Annotated in this window: 17 protein-coding genes; 5 read left to right on the forward strand and 12 right to left on the reverse strand. The window is 63.9% G+C overall.

Annotated features, from left to right (window positions below; all coding sequences use genetic code 11):
• The first annotated feature begins 119 nt into the window (after positions 1-119).
• A complete protein-coding gene (locus GGR44_RS06240; protein ID WP_183954592.1) occupies positions 120-572 on the forward strand; it encodes a universal stress protein in 453 nt (150 codons plus the stop codon).
• A gap of 15 nt (positions 573-587) precedes the next feature.
• Here the strand turns inward: GGR44_RS06240 and GGR44_RS06245 are convergent, their stop codons facing one another.
• From GGR44_RS06245 to GGR44_RS06295, 11 genes are all read right to left on the reverse strand, one after another.
• A complete protein-coding gene (locus tag GGR44_RS06245) occupies positions 588-1,391 on the reverse strand; it encodes a phosphotransferase family protein (RefSeq protein ID WP_343052306.1) in 804 nt (267 codons plus the stop codon).
• On the reverse strand, positions 1,388-3,727 hold the full coding sequence (locus GGR44_RS06250; protein ID WP_183954596.1) for a glycosyltransferase family 4 protein: 2,340 nt from the start codon (positions 3,725-3,727) through the stop codon (positions 1,388-1,390). Before GGR44_RS06250 ends, GGR44_RS06245 begins: the two co-directional genes overlap by 4 nt.
• A gap of 55 nt (positions 3,728-3,782) precedes the next feature.
• Positions 3,783-4,949, reverse strand: coding sequence for a KpsE/RkpR family capsule polysaccharide export protein (locus tag GGR44_RS06255; protein ID WP_183954598.1), 1,167 nt, complete (start codon positions 4,947-4,949; stop codon positions 3,783-3,785).
• Positions 4,949-5,761 (reverse strand): ABC transporter permease, encoded by an 813-nt coding sequence (locus tag GGR44_RS06260; protein ID WP_183954599.1) that lies wholly within the window; start codon positions 5,759-5,761, stop codon positions 4,949-4,951. The genes GGR44_RS06255 and GGR44_RS06260 overlap by 1 nt, the downstream gene beginning before the upstream one ends.
• Positions 5,762-5,921: 160 nt before the next feature.
• Positions 5,922-7,028, reverse strand: a complete 1,107-nt coding sequence (locus tag GGR44_RS06265) for a mannose-1-phosphate guanylyltransferase/mannose-6-phosphate isomerase (RefSeq protein WP_343052300.1) — start codon at positions 7,026-7,028, stop codon at positions 5,922-5,924.
• Positions 7,029-7,085: 57 nt separating this feature from the next.
• Positions 7,086-8,387 carry a capsular polysaccharide export protein, LipB/KpsS family gene (locus GGR44_RS06270; RefSeq protein WP_183954600.1) on the reverse strand — a complete coding sequence of 434 codons (1,302 nt, stop codon included), beginning with the start codon at positions 8,385-8,387 and terminating at the stop codon, positions 7,086-7,088.
• Positions 8,380-9,900: a capsular polysaccharide export protein, LipB/KpsS family gene (locus tag GGR44_RS06275; protein ID WP_183954865.1), complete on the reverse strand. Its 1,521-nt coding sequence runs from the start codon at positions 9,898-9,900 to the stop codon at positions 8,380-8,382. Before GGR44_RS06275 ends, GGR44_RS06270 begins: the two co-directional genes overlap by 8 nt.
• On the reverse strand, positions 9,893-11,194 hold the full coding sequence (locus tag GGR44_RS06280) for a glycosyltransferase family 4 protein (RefSeq protein ID WP_183954866.1): 1,302 nt from the start codon (positions 11,192-11,194) through the stop codon (positions 9,893-9,895). Before GGR44_RS06280 ends, GGR44_RS06275 begins: the two co-directional genes overlap by 8 nt.
• Before the next feature lie 70 nt (positions 11,195-11,264).
• On the reverse strand, positions 11,265-11,705 hold the full coding sequence (locus GGR44_RS06285; protein WP_183954601.1) for an HIT family protein: 441 nt from the start codon (positions 11,703-11,705) through the stop codon (positions 11,265-11,267).
• Between the two features lie 15 nt (positions 11,706-11,720).
• Positions 11,721-12,356 (reverse strand): CoA transferase subunit B, encoded by a 636-nt coding sequence (locus tag GGR44_RS06290; RefSeq protein WP_183954603.1) that lies wholly within the window; start codon positions 12,354-12,356, stop codon positions 11,721-11,723.
• Positions 12,356-13,066, reverse strand: a complete 711-nt coding sequence (locus tag GGR44_RS06295; RefSeq protein ID WP_183954605.1) for a CoA transferase subunit A — start codon at positions 13,064-13,066, stop codon at positions 12,356-12,358. The genes GGR44_RS06290 and GGR44_RS06295 overlap by 1 nt, the downstream gene beginning before the upstream one ends.
• An 87-nt stretch (positions 13,067-13,153) precedes the next feature.
• Between GGR44_RS06295 and GGR44_RS06300 the strand changes: the two genes are divergently transcribed.
• Entirely contained in the window at positions 13,154-14,044 is an 891-nt protein-coding gene (locus tag GGR44_RS06300; RefSeq protein WP_183954867.1) for a LysR family transcriptional regulator, read from the forward strand.
• A gap of 52 nt (positions 14,045-14,096) precedes the next feature.
• Here GGR44_RS06300 and thiS read toward each other — a convergent pair whose 3' ends face one another.
• A complete protein-coding gene (gene thiS, locus GGR44_RS06305) occupies positions 14,097-15,095 on the reverse strand; it encodes a sulfur carrier protein ThiS (protein ID WP_183954607.1) in 999 nt (332 codons plus the stop codon).
• Between the two features lie 123 nt (positions 15,096-15,218).
• Between thiS and aroQ the strand changes: the two genes are divergently transcribed.
• The 3 genes from aroQ to accC all read left to right on the forward strand — a co-directional run bounded on the left by aroQ (position 15,219) and on the right by accC (position 17,584).
• Positions 15,219-15,659: a type II 3-dehydroquinate dehydratase gene (aroQ, locus tag GGR44_RS06310; protein ID WP_183954609.1), complete on the forward strand. Its 441-nt coding sequence runs from the start codon at positions 15,219-15,221 to the stop codon at positions 15,657-15,659.
• A gap of 75 nt (positions 15,660-15,734) precedes the next feature.
• Positions 15,735-16,217 (forward strand): acetyl-CoA carboxylase biotin carboxyl carrier protein, encoded by a 483-nt coding sequence (gene accB / locus GGR44_RS06315; RefSeq protein WP_183954611.1) that lies wholly within the window; start codon positions 15,735-15,737, stop codon positions 16,215-16,217.
• Positions 16,218-16,234: 17 nt separating this feature from the next.
• Positions 16,235-17,584, forward strand: coding sequence for an acetyl-CoA carboxylase biotin carboxylase subunit (gene accC / locus GGR44_RS06320; protein WP_183954612.1), 1,350 nt, complete (start codon positions 16,235-16,237; stop codon positions 17,582-17,584).
• The last annotated feature ends 2 nt before the right edge of the window (positions 17,585-17,586 follow it).

Raw genomic sequence — 17,586 nt, forward strand, 5'->3', positions numbered from 1 at the left:
ATGGCATATATGTCTTTTCTGGCTTCGTTTTCACGCTTTGGGCGTCATGGTCAAGGCCGCGCCCTTGCGCAGCCGCCTTTTCTCCCTCACAATTCACGTCAGGAAGAGGGGCGCGATCAATGCGGACATATATGGTGGTGCTCGATGAAAGCCCCGAGGCGGAAACCGCCCTGCGCTTTGCCGCTCGCCGCGCCGCCAAGACGGGCGGAGCGGTGCGCATCCTCGCCCTCGTCCCCCCCACCGAATTCGTTCAGTGGGGCAGCGTTCAGGCAACCATGGAAGACGAAGCCCGGCAACGCGCCGAGGCGCTGGTTGTCGGCGCCGCCGGCACGTTGATGGAGGAAGCCGGCCTGCGTCCGACCACCATCGTGCGACAAGGCGACCCGGTAGAGATCGTGCTGGAAATGCTTCAGGAGCATGAAACGGCGGCATTGGTGCTCGGCGCGGCGGCCTCCGGCCCGCCGGGACCGTTAGTGGCGCATTTCGCGGGGGCCGATGCGGGCGCCCTGCCCTGTCCCGTCATGGTCATTCCCGGCGGCCTTGATATGGAAGCCATTGACCGGCTGAGCTGACCGGCCGCAATCGAGCTATCGCGCCGCTTCCCGCTCGATCCAGGCGGCGATGCCGGACCGGTTTAGTTCCGGTTGGCCGCGATACCATGCCACCGCAACCGGCAAGCGCCAGTCGCGGATCGATCGCACAGCCATCCCCGACGCCCTGCAATAGCAGAACAGATACCAGCCCGCAGACATCGCCGCGCCCAGACGCCACACCCATGCGCCGCCTTTCGCGCCGCTCGCGCCATAACGGATCAGGAGCGCCGTCCGCGCCGCATCGGCCGCCGGATCGCCAATCATCGCCTTGGACCAGTCGATCGCCACAGGTCCGCTGGACGCGATCAGCATATTGTCCGGGTGCAGATCGCCATGGCACAACCTGTCGCCGGTCGACAGACTATCCAGCCGCGCCAGAGCCTTCGCCTTCGCCCGCGCACTCGCGGCGGAAAGCCCGATCCGGTGCGCAAGCACCGTGTGCACCTTGGGGATCGTGGTTGAAGGCCAGGCCGGCGCATCGCGATGCAGACGCGCCTGATACAGCGCGAGCGAGCGGACCAGCGTCCACATTCGACCTGGATCGCGCACCATCTGCGCCAGCATGGTCGGGCCGTATATGCGCTCGAACATGATGCCCAAACGACCGCCCTCCTCGACGCGGCCGAGGGGAAGAGCCACCTTCAGCCCGAGCGCATGGGCCGCGCGCGCCGCCGCCTCCTCCAGCGCAACCGGAATCGCATTGGCATGGGCATGATAGAGTTTCAGAACCCGGTCATCATCAATCGCCCACACTTCGGCGCTGGACCCGGTTCCGATCAGGGATCTGTCGTCGCTTATGGCAGCGCCTCTTGATTGAAGGCGATCGCCGACAGCGAATTCAAAGCGGCCATTTCGACAAAGTTGAAGCGCGCCATCATGTCATCGGCCCGGCAGAAAAAGAAGCCGGCCACGCCCGCCGCGATGATCCGCTTGTCGACGCCTCCGCTACGGTCGTTCAGGTCATCGGCGTGCGACCCCTGGAGCCTGATGGAGACCCCGTCAGTCGGCAGGTTTGCGGGCATTTCGAAACTGATCCAGCGATATTCGTCGGGCTTCATCGTCCCCGCGATGGACAGGTCGAAATCCTCCGACGTCAGGGTGAAGCGCGTCACCCCGCCCGCCGGCGCATGGATCCGCAGGAAACAGCGCAGCGGCCCGTCCTGGTCGGGAAAGCGAAAGGCCAACTCGCCGCCATTGGGCTTGGTCCAGCATCCCCATTCATCGGGCCACCACCAGCCCGTGCCCCGGCGATAGATCTCCGCCTGCGCCAGGCCACGCCATATCCGCATCTCATAATTGCGCGTGATCGGATACCAGGCTCCCAGTTCGACCGGCTGGGCCGCATCCGATTTTTCATCCAGACCCGGTTCGGCTTTGGCGCGCCTTACGAACGCTTCAACTTCCTCGACGATCTGCGCCGCAATGTCTTCCCAGCCGCGCGGCCGGAACTCGGTTGCGATCTTCGCCTCCAGCCGCGCCAGTTCGGCATCGTCGAAGATCAGCCGCTCCGCCTTCTCGATCAGCTCGGGCGTCGATCCGGCTTCGAAATAGACGGCAAAGTCGCCACCCGCTTCAGGCAGGGACGATGAATCGGACAGCAGCGGCACCTTGCCGTAACAAAGCGATTCGGTGACGGGCAGGCCCCAGCCTTCATAATTGCTGGGATAGAGGGTGAAGCGGCACTGGCGATAGAGCAGCGTCAGCTCTTCGTCGGACAGACCCTGCAACATCACCACATGCTTGCGCAGCGCGGGCGAATTTTCGATCCGGGAATAGACGGCATCGTTCAGCCAGCCGCGATTGCCCACACAGACCAGCTTGGGGATGTTCGCCGCGCCATGGCGCTGGATCATGTCCAGCCAGGCATCGAGCGCGCCGATATGATTTTTGCGCGATTCGATGGTCGACACGAACAGCACGAACTTGCCAGGCTCGATTTTCCACTTGTGCAGCTTTTCAAGGGAAGCGCGCGGGGCATCGGGCGACCCGAAACGCGCGTTGAGCGGGATCACGGACACCGCATCGGGCGACACCTGATGGCCCAGAATGTCGGCTACCTTCAGCAGGTCCTTCTTGGTCGCCTGGCTGTTGACCAGGAAAAAGTCGGCGTGCTGGTAAACGCCCAGCGCCCAGCTTATGAAGTCCTGCGTCAATTGCTTGATGCAATGTTCCGGCGTCATGATCGGGATGAAATCATGGACGAAGGGCACATAGCGGATGTTGTGCAGGCGCTTGGCCTCGCGCACGAACATGAAATAATTCTGCAACCACCAGGACGTGCCCAGATTGACCAGAAAGGCGCCCTGCGGGAAAACCAGCGGCGGGGCGAGCAGCACCTCCACCTTCAACCGCATATAGGCGTCGATCCATTCGGGATCCCTGCGGTCGCCGCTGAGGACGGCCAGCCCCGCCAGTTCCAGAAAATTGGCGACCGGCACTTCCCGCCAATTGTCGCCGCGGTCGGAGAAGCAGCAGATCCGCACGCTGCCCTTTGGCCGGTTTTCCAGCGCCCCGGTGATCGTGGCGATCTGCACGCGCTGAATGCCGGTGGGCAAACGCGCATTGCCGAAATAGGAAATCAGGTCGGACGCATCGAACACGACGACGCTCACGCCATCCTCAACCACGATATCGGCGGGTGCAGCCGATACAGCCGCTGGTCCAGCGGTGGGCTTGAGAACCGCCAGAAGCTGGTCCGACAGTCGAGAATCGCCGCGTTCCAGCAACTCCAGAAGTTCGCGTAGCGCGTCAGGGTCGTCCCGCCCATGCTGATAGGCGCGCAGAAAATGGGCCGTGGCGGCGGCGCCGTCCTTCATCAGCTTGGCGACATGGCCCTGATGGACCGCCGCTTCGCTGGCGGTCGGATCATTTTCCTCGGCCCTGGCATAGGCCGCCATCGCCTCGTCCAGCCGCCGCTCCTCCTTGAGCATATGGCCAAGCTGGATCCAGATGTGGGTCAGCGAGGGCTGAATTTCCAGCGCGGCCTGATAGTGCCGCGCCGCCTTGGCCCATTGCTCGGCCGAACGCGCGGCGTTGCCCGCCGAAATCAGCCGGTAAACCTCGGCCGAAACCGACACGCCGGCCGAACGATATCGTCCGCGCAGGCGATTGAACAATGCCCTGGCCTTGCGCATCGGTCCCGAAATGGTCGTAGCCCCCCAACTAACCAACCCGTCCTGTCCGCCAAATTCAGGCGGCGTGTTCGCGCACGCCCGCAATCAGCAGCCAGGCGATGCCATAGCTCAGCATCAGCACCAGAAACACCGCCACGGTGCCGCGCAGCCCCTTGGGATAGGTCGCCTTGACCGGGTAGCTCGGCTGGACCAGCCGCACGACGAACAATTGTTGGCGCAACGCCTGTTCGCGCGCACCTTCCAGCGACGCCGCCGCCGAAGAATAGCGCTTGGATTCAAATTCCTGCCTCAATTGCAGTTCCTGATAGTCGCCCAGGCGCGATGCAATCGACTTGCTGTTCCCGACCAACATGCTCTGCTGGGAATTGAGCTGCTCGGAAATCGCCGACGCTCTCGACCTGAGCGCCTGATATTGCGGATTGTTGGTGCCGATCTGCGATGCGATCGCCTGCATCTCGGCTTCGGCCAGCGCCTGATCCTTGCGCAATTCGGTCACCAGGCGCAACTGCGCCTCACCGCTGCCCTCGGGATCAATGTCGCTTTGCCCCTTGCGGAATGCCGTCAGAGCGGACTGCGCCTTGCGCAATCCGGCCTCTGCGTCACCCAGTTGCCGCTTCGCCTGGCGGATGGCCACTTCATAGGCCCTCTCGTTCAGCGCGTTGACGCGCTCCTCACCCAGATCGAGCAGAGCGTTCATCAACTCGAACGAATCCTTCGGGCGGAACGTGCGCACACGAACCGTCAGGATGCCGGTATCGGTGTTCAGTTCAACGTCGGTGCGGCTGCGATAATATTTCAGCAGCGTCTCCGATGCGGGGTCTTCGCCATTGAGGCGCGCAATCATGTCCGCTTCGGGCCTGCGATAACGCTCGACCAGATTGTTGTTCTTGCGCAGCGATGCGACCACATCATGCGAGCGCATATAATCGGCCAACGGGATCGCCTGAACCGCGCCCTCCAACCCCGATCCGCCGACCGAGCGGAGCATGGATTCGATGCCGCCCGAACCGCCTCGATCGCCGCTGCCCGAACGAACGAGCAGATGCGCTTCGGATTCATACTGATCGGCGGCGAAAAAGGCGAAATAAGCGCCGACGATCAGCGTCGGCAGCATCACCACCATCAGGAAATAGCGCAGGCGCCAAAGCCGGCGGACGATGACCGATCTAATCCGGCGGGACTGCGCGCCTTCATGGCCCAATGGGGCGGACAATTCTTGCATCACAGATGGATCCTATTGCGGACCGCACGGATCGACTGCAATCCGATAAAGGTCAAAATCATACAGACAAGAGAGGTGTAGCCGATGAAACAGAACTTGTCGGACGCCCCTTCGAACCAGCCGTAGCGGATTTCCTCGAAAATGATCAGCATCGGCCACCATTCGAGATATTGGTGGACGGAATAGGGGAACCACTCCGCTGCGAAGAACGCGCCGGACAGGGGCAGCAAGATATAGCTGATCGGATGCACGAATTTCTGAACGACGGGGTTTTCATAGGACGCAGCGCAGATAATCATCGACAGCGAGAACGACCACCAGAAGAGCAGCAATATACCGATCACAAACTCCATGGGACGGGCCGGGAAATCGGCGATCCCCATGATGATGAGCACTGTCACGATGACCAGAAACGCCCCCACCGCCCCGAATGCATCCAATATGCCGCGCGCGAACAGAATGTCGAATATCGTCACCATGCGGTGGTAAAGCAATGTCATATTGGATTCGAGCGCGCCATCCGCCCGGTTCCACAGGCTGCGGAAGAGCATGTACATGGTGTAGCCCAGCACGATGAACACCAGCGGGTCCATGCCGCTGTGACCACGGGCCGCGTGCGTTCCACGAATGGACATGACCAGCAAGGCCAGAATCATCGGTTCACCGATGATCCAGAAAAAGCCCAGCCCCTTGCGGCCATAGCGCGTGTGAATCTCGCGCATGATGAGAGCGCCGATGACATTCGCCTGTACGCGCAGGCCGCGGAAAAATTCTCCGATCACCCGGCGTTGCGATGCTGTTGCTGCGGTCATCAAAGCACCTGGCCCGCGACTGTGCGTCGATCAGGACGGCGGGGGGCAGGCCCGAAATATCTGCTGCAATGCATCATCAGCCGCATTCTCTACGACGCCCCATAGCGACCGTCAAAACAATTCCCGATCTCCGCCGCCGGGTGGGAACGGGCCGACGTTCCTATTCCGCCGCCTGCACGACCGGAGGCTGAAACGCGCCGCGCTTCACCATTTCCACCACCGCCTTCACATCCTGGGAGCGATCGCGCGGCATGACGAGGACGCCGACGCTGGTCGATACGATGACGGAATCATGCACGCCAATAGCGGCCACCGGCGGTCCGCCGTCGACATAGATAAGGTTGCCGGTGCTATCGATGGTCACCGCGCCATTGTGCAGGCTGTTCTGATCGGCGTCATGGCCGCGGATCGCCCACAGCGCATCCCAGGATCCAACGTCGGACCAGCCCATGTCGACCGGCACCACCACCTTGTTTTCGGTCGGCTCCATCACGGCATAATCGATGGAGCGATCGGGCGAGGCGCAGAACGCCTCCGCCTCCGGCCGGACGACAACGCCCTCGTGCGCGGCTTTCTGCATCGAAAGGGCGGCTGCGCGGGCGATGTCAGGCGCATGATCGTCCAGCGCGGCGAGATAGGCGCGCGCCGTGAACAGGAATATGCCGCCATTCCAGTAATGGCGCCCGCCCTCGACATAGGCCTGCGCCCGCGCGAGTTCAGGCTTTTCGACGAACTGCACCGCAGCGAGCACGCCGTCCAGACCCGCCATGGCCGATCCCGCCTCGATATAGCCATAGCCAGTTTCCGGCCGGTCGGGCGTTATGCCGAAAGTGACCAGACGACCGTCGACGGCCGCAGGGATGGCCGTTTCGATCGCGGCGTGAAAGGCGGGCAGATCATTGATGACGTGATCGGACGGCATTACCAGCATCAGGCCGTCGCCCTCCGCCCGCGCAATCCAGTGCGCGGCGATGGCGATCGCCACAGCGGTGTTGCGCCCCTGGGGCTCCAGCAGAATAGCCGAGGGTTGCACGCCGATCTGCGCCATCTGTTCGCCGACCATGTCGCCATGGGCTTCGCTGGACACGACGATGGGGCCGCAAAACTGCGCCAGCACGGCGGTGCGCAGCGCCGTTTCCTGCATCATCGACCGGTCGGTCACCACGGGCAGAAACTGTTTGGGCCGTTCGGCCCGCGACAGGGGCCACAGACGCGTTCCCGAACCGCCCGAAAGAATGACCGGAAACGCCTTCATTTCAGTAGCCACCGACTCTGTCTCCCCGAAAAATCTTCATTCCATCCCGCGCGATGACCCGCAAGGCCATCAAACGTCCCAATCCCCCTGGCGACCCAACGCCCGTCGCGACAGGGCAAAGATGCCGCCCGGCGCGCCGTCCTCTCCCGCCGATCTGGCAAGGCCACGTGCGCCCGTCAATCGTTCGACGGCATTGGCGACCAGCATCGCCAGCCCTTCGTCGCTTAAAAGGCCGCCCCTCACAAGGCAGCGATCCTCCAGCACCCGGCGGAAAGCCGAGTAGAGGCGCATGTCCGGCGCCGGCGGCGATCGCCAGAACCCGTCCAGTGCGCCTTCATAAACGATGCCGGGCACCTTGTAGACCGCATGGCCCAGCACCGTCACCGGCTTGCCGCTATTGAGCGCCAGAGTGCCGACAGTGCTGTTCACCGTCACGACGCCCAGCGAATGGGCGACAACTTCGGCGATATCCCAGTCAGACAGATAAAATACCCGGTCGGCAACGCCATATTGCGCCGCCAGCTTCCGCGTGTGTCGCCCCCACCCGATCAGCCCGGCATCGAGCGGATGGCGCTTGACCACCAGATTGACAGTGTCGGGCGCCGCGCTGGCAAAGCTCTTGATCACGAAGCGCAAGGCGGCGCGCATGTCGCCGAAAGGCGAATGGACGCGGATCTGATAGTCGGAGTTCAATTGGAGCGGGAGCGTGAAATAGGGCCTGTCCCTGACCTGGTCCCACGCCTTGCCCGATTCGGCCCTGTCGCGCTTGCGCATCAGCAGGCGCCCAGCCCAGCCAAAGGATTCGATCAGGAAGCTGTCGGGCCTGTGGGTGCGATAATAGGGGAAGCGCAAACGCCCCATGGTGGATGCGAGCCCGTTGCGCATGGTGTTCTGGGCGCGTCGCCTGAAGTCGGAGGAGATCGGCGTGGCCAGCGTCTCGACGTCGGGCAAGGCGCGCGCCTGATCCAGATACCATTGCGGATCGGTCGGCAGGGTGGAATTGCCGTTAACCCCGTCCGCCTCGAGTGTCATAAAGTCGGGCCGGATATAGCCCTCCTCCATCACATGGACGCGCAAGCCGCGCAGCCGGGCCATGCCATGCGCGCTGGCGTGATAGGGGCGGCAATCGCCATAAAGAATGAGGTCGGTAATGCCGTGCTGGACGACATAGTCGTCGAAAAACAGCGGCCAGTTGCGAAAACTATGCCGATAATCGGTCGCTTCGCCCGGCCAGTCGTGCCGGTCGCCACCATTGAGGTTGATGCGAAACGTATCGTGACCGCGCTCGCGCAGGGCTTGCCCCAGCATGAAGAAATAGGGTCCGTGCGGCCCCTGAAGAAACAGAAAGCGTCTCGGCTCCGTGTCAGCCACGCAGCTTCTCCGACGCCACGGTCCACATTCGCTGCAATGCCCCCTGCATTCCCCGAACCCGTGAAAGCCAGTTGGGCGATGGCATATGGCCATCACCTATTCGGCCCACCAATATTTCCGGCGAACAGGGAATATCGGTGACGGGATCAATATAGCGTGGGTAAAGAATCAACGTCCCAGCGACAAGTTGATCCAGCCCCAATTTTCTGACGCGCCGTTCCAATAACGGGGCGAAATCCCGCGTCAGCCCCCATCCGGCAAAGAAGGGCTGGCCGTGCACCGCCACGTCCCGCCCCCGCAGCAACGCTTCGAAGCCCGTCAATGACGACAGGACGTGAACGGTGTCGACCGCGTTCAGCAACGGCATCAGCGGCGCGTCCGCATCCACGCAATCGGCCAGCGCCAGCGCGGCCCCCTGCTCCACATGCCCCCGGCGATAGCCCGCCACCACATCGGGGTGCGGGCGATAGATGATATAGGCGTCGGGCTCGACCGCGCGCACCCGGCGCAGAAAATCGAGATTGCCCGCAATGCCAGCCCCACCGAAACGGACGGACAGATCGTCTTCCACCTGCCCGACCGCCAGCACGATCCTGCGCCCGGCGGGCAAGGACAGCGTCAGTTGATCGCCGGTCAGGCCATATTTGTTGGCGCCGGTCGCCACGATCCGCTGGCGAAGCCGCTCAGCCCGCGCCAGCAACGCATCGGAAAATTCGGTGGTCGCCAGCAGCATTTCCAGGTCGCTCGCCGATCGCGCATCATAATAGAGGCCAGCCCTATCGACGACGATGGAACTGGGCGGGTGCAGAGCGGCGCCCAGCCCGCGTGACCGCAGAAAGCCGTCCTCCACACGGATAAAGGGAACGCCGCGGTCCTGCGCCTGCGACATCATCGCCGCCGGCACGCGCGAGGGCCACACGGCGACCGCCCCGCCCTGCGCCGCCGCTCGGTCCAGCGCGGCGGCGGGCGACAGAGAGGGCGGCGATCGCCGTCCGTCCCAAAGGAACTGGCGGATCCTGCGCCTTTTCCACCAGGTCATGCCCGAAACGGCGGCGATGCGCCGGTTGCGGTCGAACAGATTGCGCCACAGCGCCAGTTGCTCGACGGCGGCCGCCGCATCCACCATTTGACCCGTGAAACAGTCGCGATAGCGCGCCGCGCCGATCCGCGCTCTGGCCGCTTCGCGCAACGCATCGGCCGGGACCGGCGCGCCATCCGGACCGATGACCGGCACGCCCAGCAAGCCCGCGATGATCGCGTCATCATCCTGCGCGCAGGCATGGATGCAATCGGCCACGGCAATCCGCGCCCAGGGGTCGTCCCGCCAGAAGGCGCCGCCGACCCGCGCCTGCGTGATGCGGTCAAGCAAGGCGTCCTCCACCGGCTCGCGCGGATCATCGGGACCGATGGGGAGGCTGATCGCAGCGATACTGGCCGCAACGCCGGGGAACGGGGGCGACCGCAGGAAGGGCGGCCCCTCCCCGCCGCCGCTTGCCCGCGCCGGTTCAGTCATCGCCGCCATCGGCCGCCACGCGGTCGAGCAGGTCCATGACAATATCGAAATAGGCGGGCCATGTCGGCGCCAGCCATTGGCCGATGCGATCAATCTGCGCGGCGCGCGGGGCCGAGTCCGCTACGGTATAGGCGTCGATGGCGCGCAACCATGCCGCGCCGTCCAGAGGATCGATATAGTCGGGCGCGTCGCCGCCCACTTCCCGATGCGGCGGAATGTCGCTGCATATCACCGGCACGCCCGCCGACAGCGCCTCCATCACCGGCATCCCGAACCCTTCGGCAAAGGAGGGCATCAGCATCGCCCGCGCGCCCGCCATCAGCGCCGCGATCTGCCGGTCGGAAAGCTGCCCCGCCTCCACCACATGGCCGCGCGTGACATGGCATCGCTCCAATATGTCGATAACATTCTCATTCTCCCAGCCGCGCTTGCCGATCAGCACCAGCATCGGCGCCGCGTCGCCATATCGCTCCACCAGCCGCCGCCAGATGTGCAACAGCAACTGGTGGTTCTTGCGCGGTTCGATGGTCGCCAGATACAGGAAATAGGGCCGCGAGGGGATCGGAAAGTCGCTGGCGTGGCTGGGATCGGGCGGGTCCGCGCCGAAATGCGCCACCGCCAGTTGCCGCCCGGCAAGGCCATGGGCCAGATGCGGCGTCAGTGCGTCCAGCGTCGCCTGGCTGTTGCCCAATATGCCCGCCGCGAAACTGTCGATCGCATGGACGCGCCGCGCATGTTCCTCCGCCCCCTGCGGCCGGACGAATTCCGGGTGGGTGATGGGAATGACATCGTGGATCAGGGTGACGAAGCGGGCGCCCTCGCACCGCAATATGCCGCCAACCTGTTCATGGTCGTCCAGATGATGGGGCGACACCTGAACATACAGGCGCGGGCGCGTGGCGCGCGGCACCGGGCGCGGGCGCATGGCGATCAGGTGGCGGACGACCGCGCCCTTGCGGCTGCGGCCGTCGGTGGTGTCGGAAGATCGCCAGCGTTCCGCCGTGAAATCGAGGAAGCGGCGCACCGCATCCCGGTCCAGCCGGCCATAAAAGCCGCCTGCCGGATGGACAGCCGAAAAATGCAGCAAGTCGCCCAGCCGAGCGAGCAGTTCGCGGGCGAACACATATTCCACCCGGTCGATGCCGGTGGGCGCGGCATAGAAGCTGCGCCACAGCAGGCGCGAGAGGTCCAGCACCACTTCGGCCGGCTGCCCCGATCGGATGAATGGCGCCCCCCTGGGCTTTGATCGCAGGGCCAGCCCGACGCCCGGCACCTTGAACGGCTTCAGCAACAAAATCGCCAACCTATGCTTTTCGGTCCCTGTCTGTGGACCAGTAGCACCGGCTTGTAAACGTCTGGCTGACTTACAGAAACGCGCGAACGCTTTCCGCGAGAGCCCGCAACTCTTCCGCATCGGCCATGCCGCCCTGACCATGGGTGGAAAAGCCGACCGGCCCGCCTTCCCAGCGCGGGACGATATGGACATGCAGGTGAAAGACGGTCTGGCCCGCAGCCGATCCGTTGAACTGGGCGATATGGATGCCATCGGGGTTCAGCGCCTGGCGGAGCGCGATCGCCACCTTCTTCGCCGTCGCCATCACCTGAGCCAGCGCGTCGTCCTCCATTTCCAGCAGGTTACGCGCCTTCGACCATTTGGAAATAACCAAGCTGTGCCCCTTCGACTGGGGCATGATGTCGAGGAAGGCATAAGTATGCTCGTCCTCATACAGCTTCGCCGAGGGAATTTTCCCTGCCAGGATGAGGGCAAAGGGATTGCCCTCATCATAGGCGCCGTCAAGGCTCATCGCACCGCGCCCTTTTCAGCTCACATAATGGGCGGTGGTCTTGGCCGCCACTTCCTCGGCGGTCACGCCGGGGGCCATTTCGATCAAACGGAACGGGCTGTCATGGTCGGGCCGCTGGAACACGCACAGGTCGGTGACGATCATGTCAACCACATTCTTGCCGGTCAGCGGCAGGGTGCAGCCCGGGATGAACTTGGGGCTGCCGTCCTTGGAAGTATGCTCCATCACCACGATGATCTTCTTGACGCCCGCGACCAGGTCCATCGCCCCGCCCATGCCCTTGATCATCTTGCCGGGGATCATCCAGTTGGCGATGTCGCCATTTTCCGCGACCTCCATCGCGCCCAGCACGGTCAGGTCGATATGCCCGCCGCGGATCATGGCGAAACTGTCGGCGCTGGAGAAATAGGCCGACTGCGGCAGTTCGCTGATCGTTTGCTTGCCCGCGTTGATGAGGTCGGCGTCCTCCTCCCCTTCATAGGGGAAAGGCCCGATGCCCAGCATCCCGTTTTCCGATTGCAGCGTCACTTCCACGCCTTCAGGGATATGGTTCGCCACCAGCGTCGGAATGCCGATGCCCAGGTTCACATAGAAGCCATCCTGCAATTCCTTCGCCGCGCGCGCAGCCATTTCATCACGTGTCCAGGGCATTATGCGGCTTCCTTCTGGCGAACGGTGCGGAACTCGATCTTCTTGTCATAGGGCGCGCCGACGATCATGCGCTTCACGTAAATGCCGGGCAGGTGGATGGCGTCGGGGTCGAAGGTGCCGGTCGGCACCACTTCCTCGACTTCGGCGACGCAGATTTTGGCGGCGGTCGCCATCGGCTGGTTGAAGTTGCGGGCGGTCTTGCGGAAAATCAGGTTGCCGCTCTCATCGGCCTTCCAGCCCTTGATGATCGCGACATCGGCAAAAATGCCGCGTTCCAGGATATAATCCTGGCCATCGAAATTCTTGACCTCCTTGCCCTCGGCCACCGCTGTGCCGACGCCGGTCTTGGTGTAGAAGCCGGGAATGCCCGCCCCGCCGGCGCGGCAGCGTTCGGCCAGCGTCCCCTGGGGGCAGAACTCCACCTCCAGCTCGCCTGCCAGATATTGGCGCTCGAACTCCTTGTTCTCGCCGACATAGCTGGAGATCATCTTCTTGACCTGCCGGGTGCGCAGCAGCTTGCCCAGCCCCTCACCGTCGATCCCGGCATTGTTGGAGGCGATGGTCAGATCCTTGACCCCCGAATCGCGGATCGCGTCGATCAGCCGTTCGGGAATGCCGCACAGGCCAAAGCCGCCCGCGCACAGATGCATTCCGTCGAACAGCAATCCTTCCAGCGCGCTCGCGGCATCGGGGTAGAGTTTTCTGGCCATCAGCATTCATCCTTTCCCAGTTTCCGCCAGATTAGGCGCGCCAACTCATCAATACCAATGATTTATTTTTTCGGTTATATCCAAATGATGGCTATCAATCGCATCGCCTTCTATCATCTGGAAACCCTGTTGTGGATCGCGCGGCTGGGCACCTTCGCGGCGGCGGCCGAGCGATTGAACACGTCCCAGCCTGCCATTTCCGCGCGCGTGCGGGAACTGGAAAATCACCTTGGCGCCGCACTTTTCCGGCGCGAGGGGCGCGCCATGGCGCTGACCCCGGCGGGGCGCGAGCTGGTGCGCGAGAGCGAACCGCTGTGGGCGCGGTTTCAGGGCGTGCTGATGGCCTGCGGCGACATCGCCGGGGCCAGCGGCGTCATCCGCATCGGCGCGGGCGAGATCGCGGCGGCCAGTTGCCTGCCCGGCTTCGTTGCGGAACTGGGGCGCGACCTGCCCCATGTCAGCCTGGAAATCGACATCGCGCTGACCGCCGACCTGATCCAGCAACTCGCTTCCGGCCACAGCGACATCGCCTTCGCCGCCGGGCGGATCGCCCACCCGATGCTGCGCACCGCACCGATCGGCAGCGTCGACCTGCTCTGGCTGGCCAGCCCCGCGACAGTGGCGGAGATGGACGCCGACCGCCCGCCTATCTGGTCGCTCTCCAACCTCTCGCCGCTCTATCGCCTGATGAAGGACGCCATCGCCGCGTCGCATCTGGCCGATTGCCCGCTCAACTTGTGCAACAATGTCCGCGCGATGATGGATTTCGTGGTGGAAGGCGGCGGCATCGGCATCTTCCCCCGACCGATGGCGCGTCAAGAGATGGCCGATCGCCGCCTGATCCCCGTGCCGGGCGCGCCGACCATGCCCGCCATCGACTTCCACGCCGCCATCCGCGCTGCGGAAAGCGACCCGCTGGTGCTGGCGATTTTCGACCGGGCGAGCAGGCTGGAGTTGGGGGGCGATAAGGGCGCGTGAAAATGTTCATCCCCTCCCTCAAGGAAGAACGAGCGTCACGAGCGCCTCAGCCCTAAATCAGCCCCGCCAGCGGGCTGGACGGATCGGCATACATGCGCTTGCCCATGCGCCCGGCGCGATAGGCCATGCGGCCCGCTTCCACGCCCGCCTTCATCGCCGCGGCCATCAGCACCGGGTCTTTCGCCTCGGCAATGGCGGTGTTCATGAGGACGCCGGTGCAGCCCAGCTCCATCGCCTCCGCCGCCTCCGACGCGGTGCCGACGCCCGCATCGACCAGCACGGGCAGCTTGGTGCCCTCCACGATCAGGCGGATCGTCACCCGGTTCTGGATGCCGAGGCCAGATCCGATCGGCGCGCCCAGGGGCATGATCGCCACCGCGCCCGCATCCTCCAGCCGCTTGGCCGCGATCGGATCGTCGACGCAATAGACCATCGGCTTGAAACCTTCCTTCGCCAGCACCTCGGTCGCGCGCAGCGTTTCGACCATGTCGGGATAGAGAGTGCGCGCCTCGCCCAGCACCTCCAGCTTCACCAGATCCCATCCGCCCGCCTCGCGGGCCAGCCGCAGGGTGCGGATCGCCTCCTCCCCTGTGAAGCAGCCGGCGGTGTTCGGCAGGTAGGTGACTTTTTTGGGGTCGATATAGTCGGTCAGCATCGGCGCCTTGGGGTCGCTCACATTCACGCGGCGCACCGCCACGGTCACGATTTCCGCGCCCGACGCCGCCAGCGCCGCCGCATTCTGCTCGAAATTCTTATATTTGCCCGTGCCCACGATCAGGCGCGAGCGGAACGTCCTGCCCGCCACGGTCCAGTCGTCATCGCGCGCCGCCGCGTCGCCGCCGCCGACGAAATGCACGATTTCCAATTCGTCGCCGTCCTCCACGACGACTGCGGCCAGCGTCGAGCGCGGCACCACCTCCAGATTGCGCTCCACAGCCACCTTTTCCGGCGCCAGCCCCAGTTCGCCCGCGAGTTCCGCCAACGTGATGCCCGCGCGCACGCGGCGATGTTCGCCGTTCAGATGGATGGAAATGGTGCCGTCGGTTCTCACAATGCGCCTTCCCCTGGAGGATAAGGCCACAACCCGTCTCGACTTTGCGGGACGCGAAGGGCTAAAGATCGGGCGCATATAGGGGCGCGATCGCCCCGACCGCAACTGGCAAGGGAACAGGGGATGACGAACCCGCGCAGGATTTTCGTATTGAACGGCCCCAATCTCAATCTGCTGGGCACGCGCGAACCGGAAATTTACGGTTACGACACGCTGGACGACATTGCCGAGCGGATGGACGATGCGGCGGGCCGCGCGCATGTGGAAATCGACTTTCGCCAGTCCAACCATGAAGGCCATCTGATCGACTGGCTGCATGAAGCCCATGCGGAGGGCGCCCATGCCGTCATCATCAATCCGGGCGGCCTGACCCATACGTCGGTGGCGCTGCACGACGCGATCAAGTCCATCAGCGTGCCGGTGATCGAAATCCACCTGTCCAACCCCCATGCGCGCGAGCCTTTCCGCCACAAAAGCTATGTCGGCATGGCGGCGAAGGGCGCCATCGCGGGCTTTGGCCCCCTGTCCTACATGCTGGCGCTGGAGGCCGCGCTGGAGCTTTGAACATTGCACTGCGGCACAAATACGCATAGTCGCGGGCGCAGGTTTCCAGGGATCAACCCATCAGGGGCGAAAAAAATGAGCGATAAACAAGAAAAGGGCGCAATGCAGGTCGATGTTCAGTTGGTGCGCGATCTCGCGGCACTGCTTGACGACACCAACCTGACCGAGATCGAGGTCGAGGATGGCGACCGCAAGATCCGCGTCGCCCGCAAGGCTGGCGGGGGTCAGGCCGCGCCCGCCTATATCCCCGCGCCGGTCGCTGCCGCGCCTGTCGCCGCCCCGGCTGCCGCAGCGCCCGCCGCTGAAGAGGCCGCCGCCCCCGCCGGAACGCCGGTCAAGTCGCCGATCGTCGGCACCGCCTATCTGTCGGCCGAACCGGGCGCCGCCCCGTTCGTGCGGATCGGCGCACAGGTGAAGGAAGGCGACACGCTGCTGATCGTCGAGGCGATGAAGGTGATGAACGCCATCCCTTCGCCCGCTTCCGGCAAGATCGTGGCGATCCTGGTCGATAATGGTCAGCCGGTCGAATATGACCAGCCGCTGGTCGTGATCGGCTGAACGGGGGCGATGACGCCATGAGCATCGAAAAGCTGCTGATCGCCAATCGCGGCGAGATCGCCCTGCGTATTCATCGCGCCTGCCATGAAATGGGGATCAAGACGGTCGCGGTGCACTCCACCGCCGACGCCGACGCCATGCATGTGCGCCTTGCCGACGAAGCGATCTGCATCGGGCCGCCCGCCGCGCGCGACAGCTATCTGAACATAGCGGCGATCATTTCGGCGGCCGAAATCAGCGGCGCCGACGCCATCCATCCGGGCTATGGCTTCCTGTCCGAAAACGCCCAGTTCGCCGAAATCGTCGAAGCCCATGGCATCGCCTTTGTCGGGCCGAAACCCGAACATATCCGCATCATGGGCGACAAGATCGAAGCGAAGAAGACGGCGGGCGCGCTCGGCCTGCCGCTCGTCCCCGGCTCCGACGGCGCGGTCAGCGATGTCGAGGAGGCAAAGGCCATCGCGGAAAAGGCGGGCTATCCCGTCATCATCAAGGCGGCGTCGGGCGGCGGCGGGCGCGGCATGAAGGTATGCACTTCGCCGGACCAGCTTGAGACGCTGATGCAGCAGGCCGGATCGGAAGCCAAGGCCGCCTTTGGCGACGCCACCGTCTATATCGAAAAATATCTGGGCAATCCTCGCCATATCGAATTCCAGATTTTCGGCGACGGCAATGGCAATGCCATTCACCTGGGCGAACGCGACTGCTCGCTCCAGCGCCGCCACCAGAAGGTGCTGGAGGAAGCCCCCTCCCCCGTCCTGTCCGCCGCCGAGCGCGAGCGCATGGGCGAAATCGTCCGCAAGGCGATGGCGGATATGGGCTATCGCGGCGCTGGCACCATTGAATTCCTGTGGGAAGACGGCGAATTCTACTTCATCGAAATGAACACCCGGCTTCAGGTGGAGCATCCGGTGACGGAAATGATCACCGGCGTCGATCTGGTCCGCGAACAGATCCGGGTGGCGGAGGGCAAGCCGCTGTCGGTCGAACAGAAAGACCTCAAATTCACCGGCCACGCCATCGAATGCCGGATCAACGCCGAAGACCCCCGGACGTTCGCGCCGTCGCCCGGCACCGTCACGCGCTATCATGTCCCCGGCGGCATGCATGTCCGCGTCGACAGCGGTCTGTATCAGGGTTACCGGGTGCCGCCCTATTATGACAGCATGATCGGCAAGCTGATCGTCTATGGCCGCACCCGCGAAGGCGCGATCATGCGCCTGCGCCGCGCGTTGCAGGAATATGTGATCGAGGGCATGAAAACCACCATCCCCCTGCATCAGGCGCTGCTGGAAGACCCCGATTTCCTCAACGGCGACTATACGATCAAATGGCTGGAGGATTGGCTGGCGCAGCAGGGCGATTAAGC

The sequence above is a fragment of the Sphingobium fontiphilum genome, assembly GCF_014196635.1.
Lineage (GTDB): Bacteria > Pseudomonadota > Alphaproteobacteria > Sphingomonadales > Sphingomonadaceae > Sphingobium > Sphingobium fontiphilum.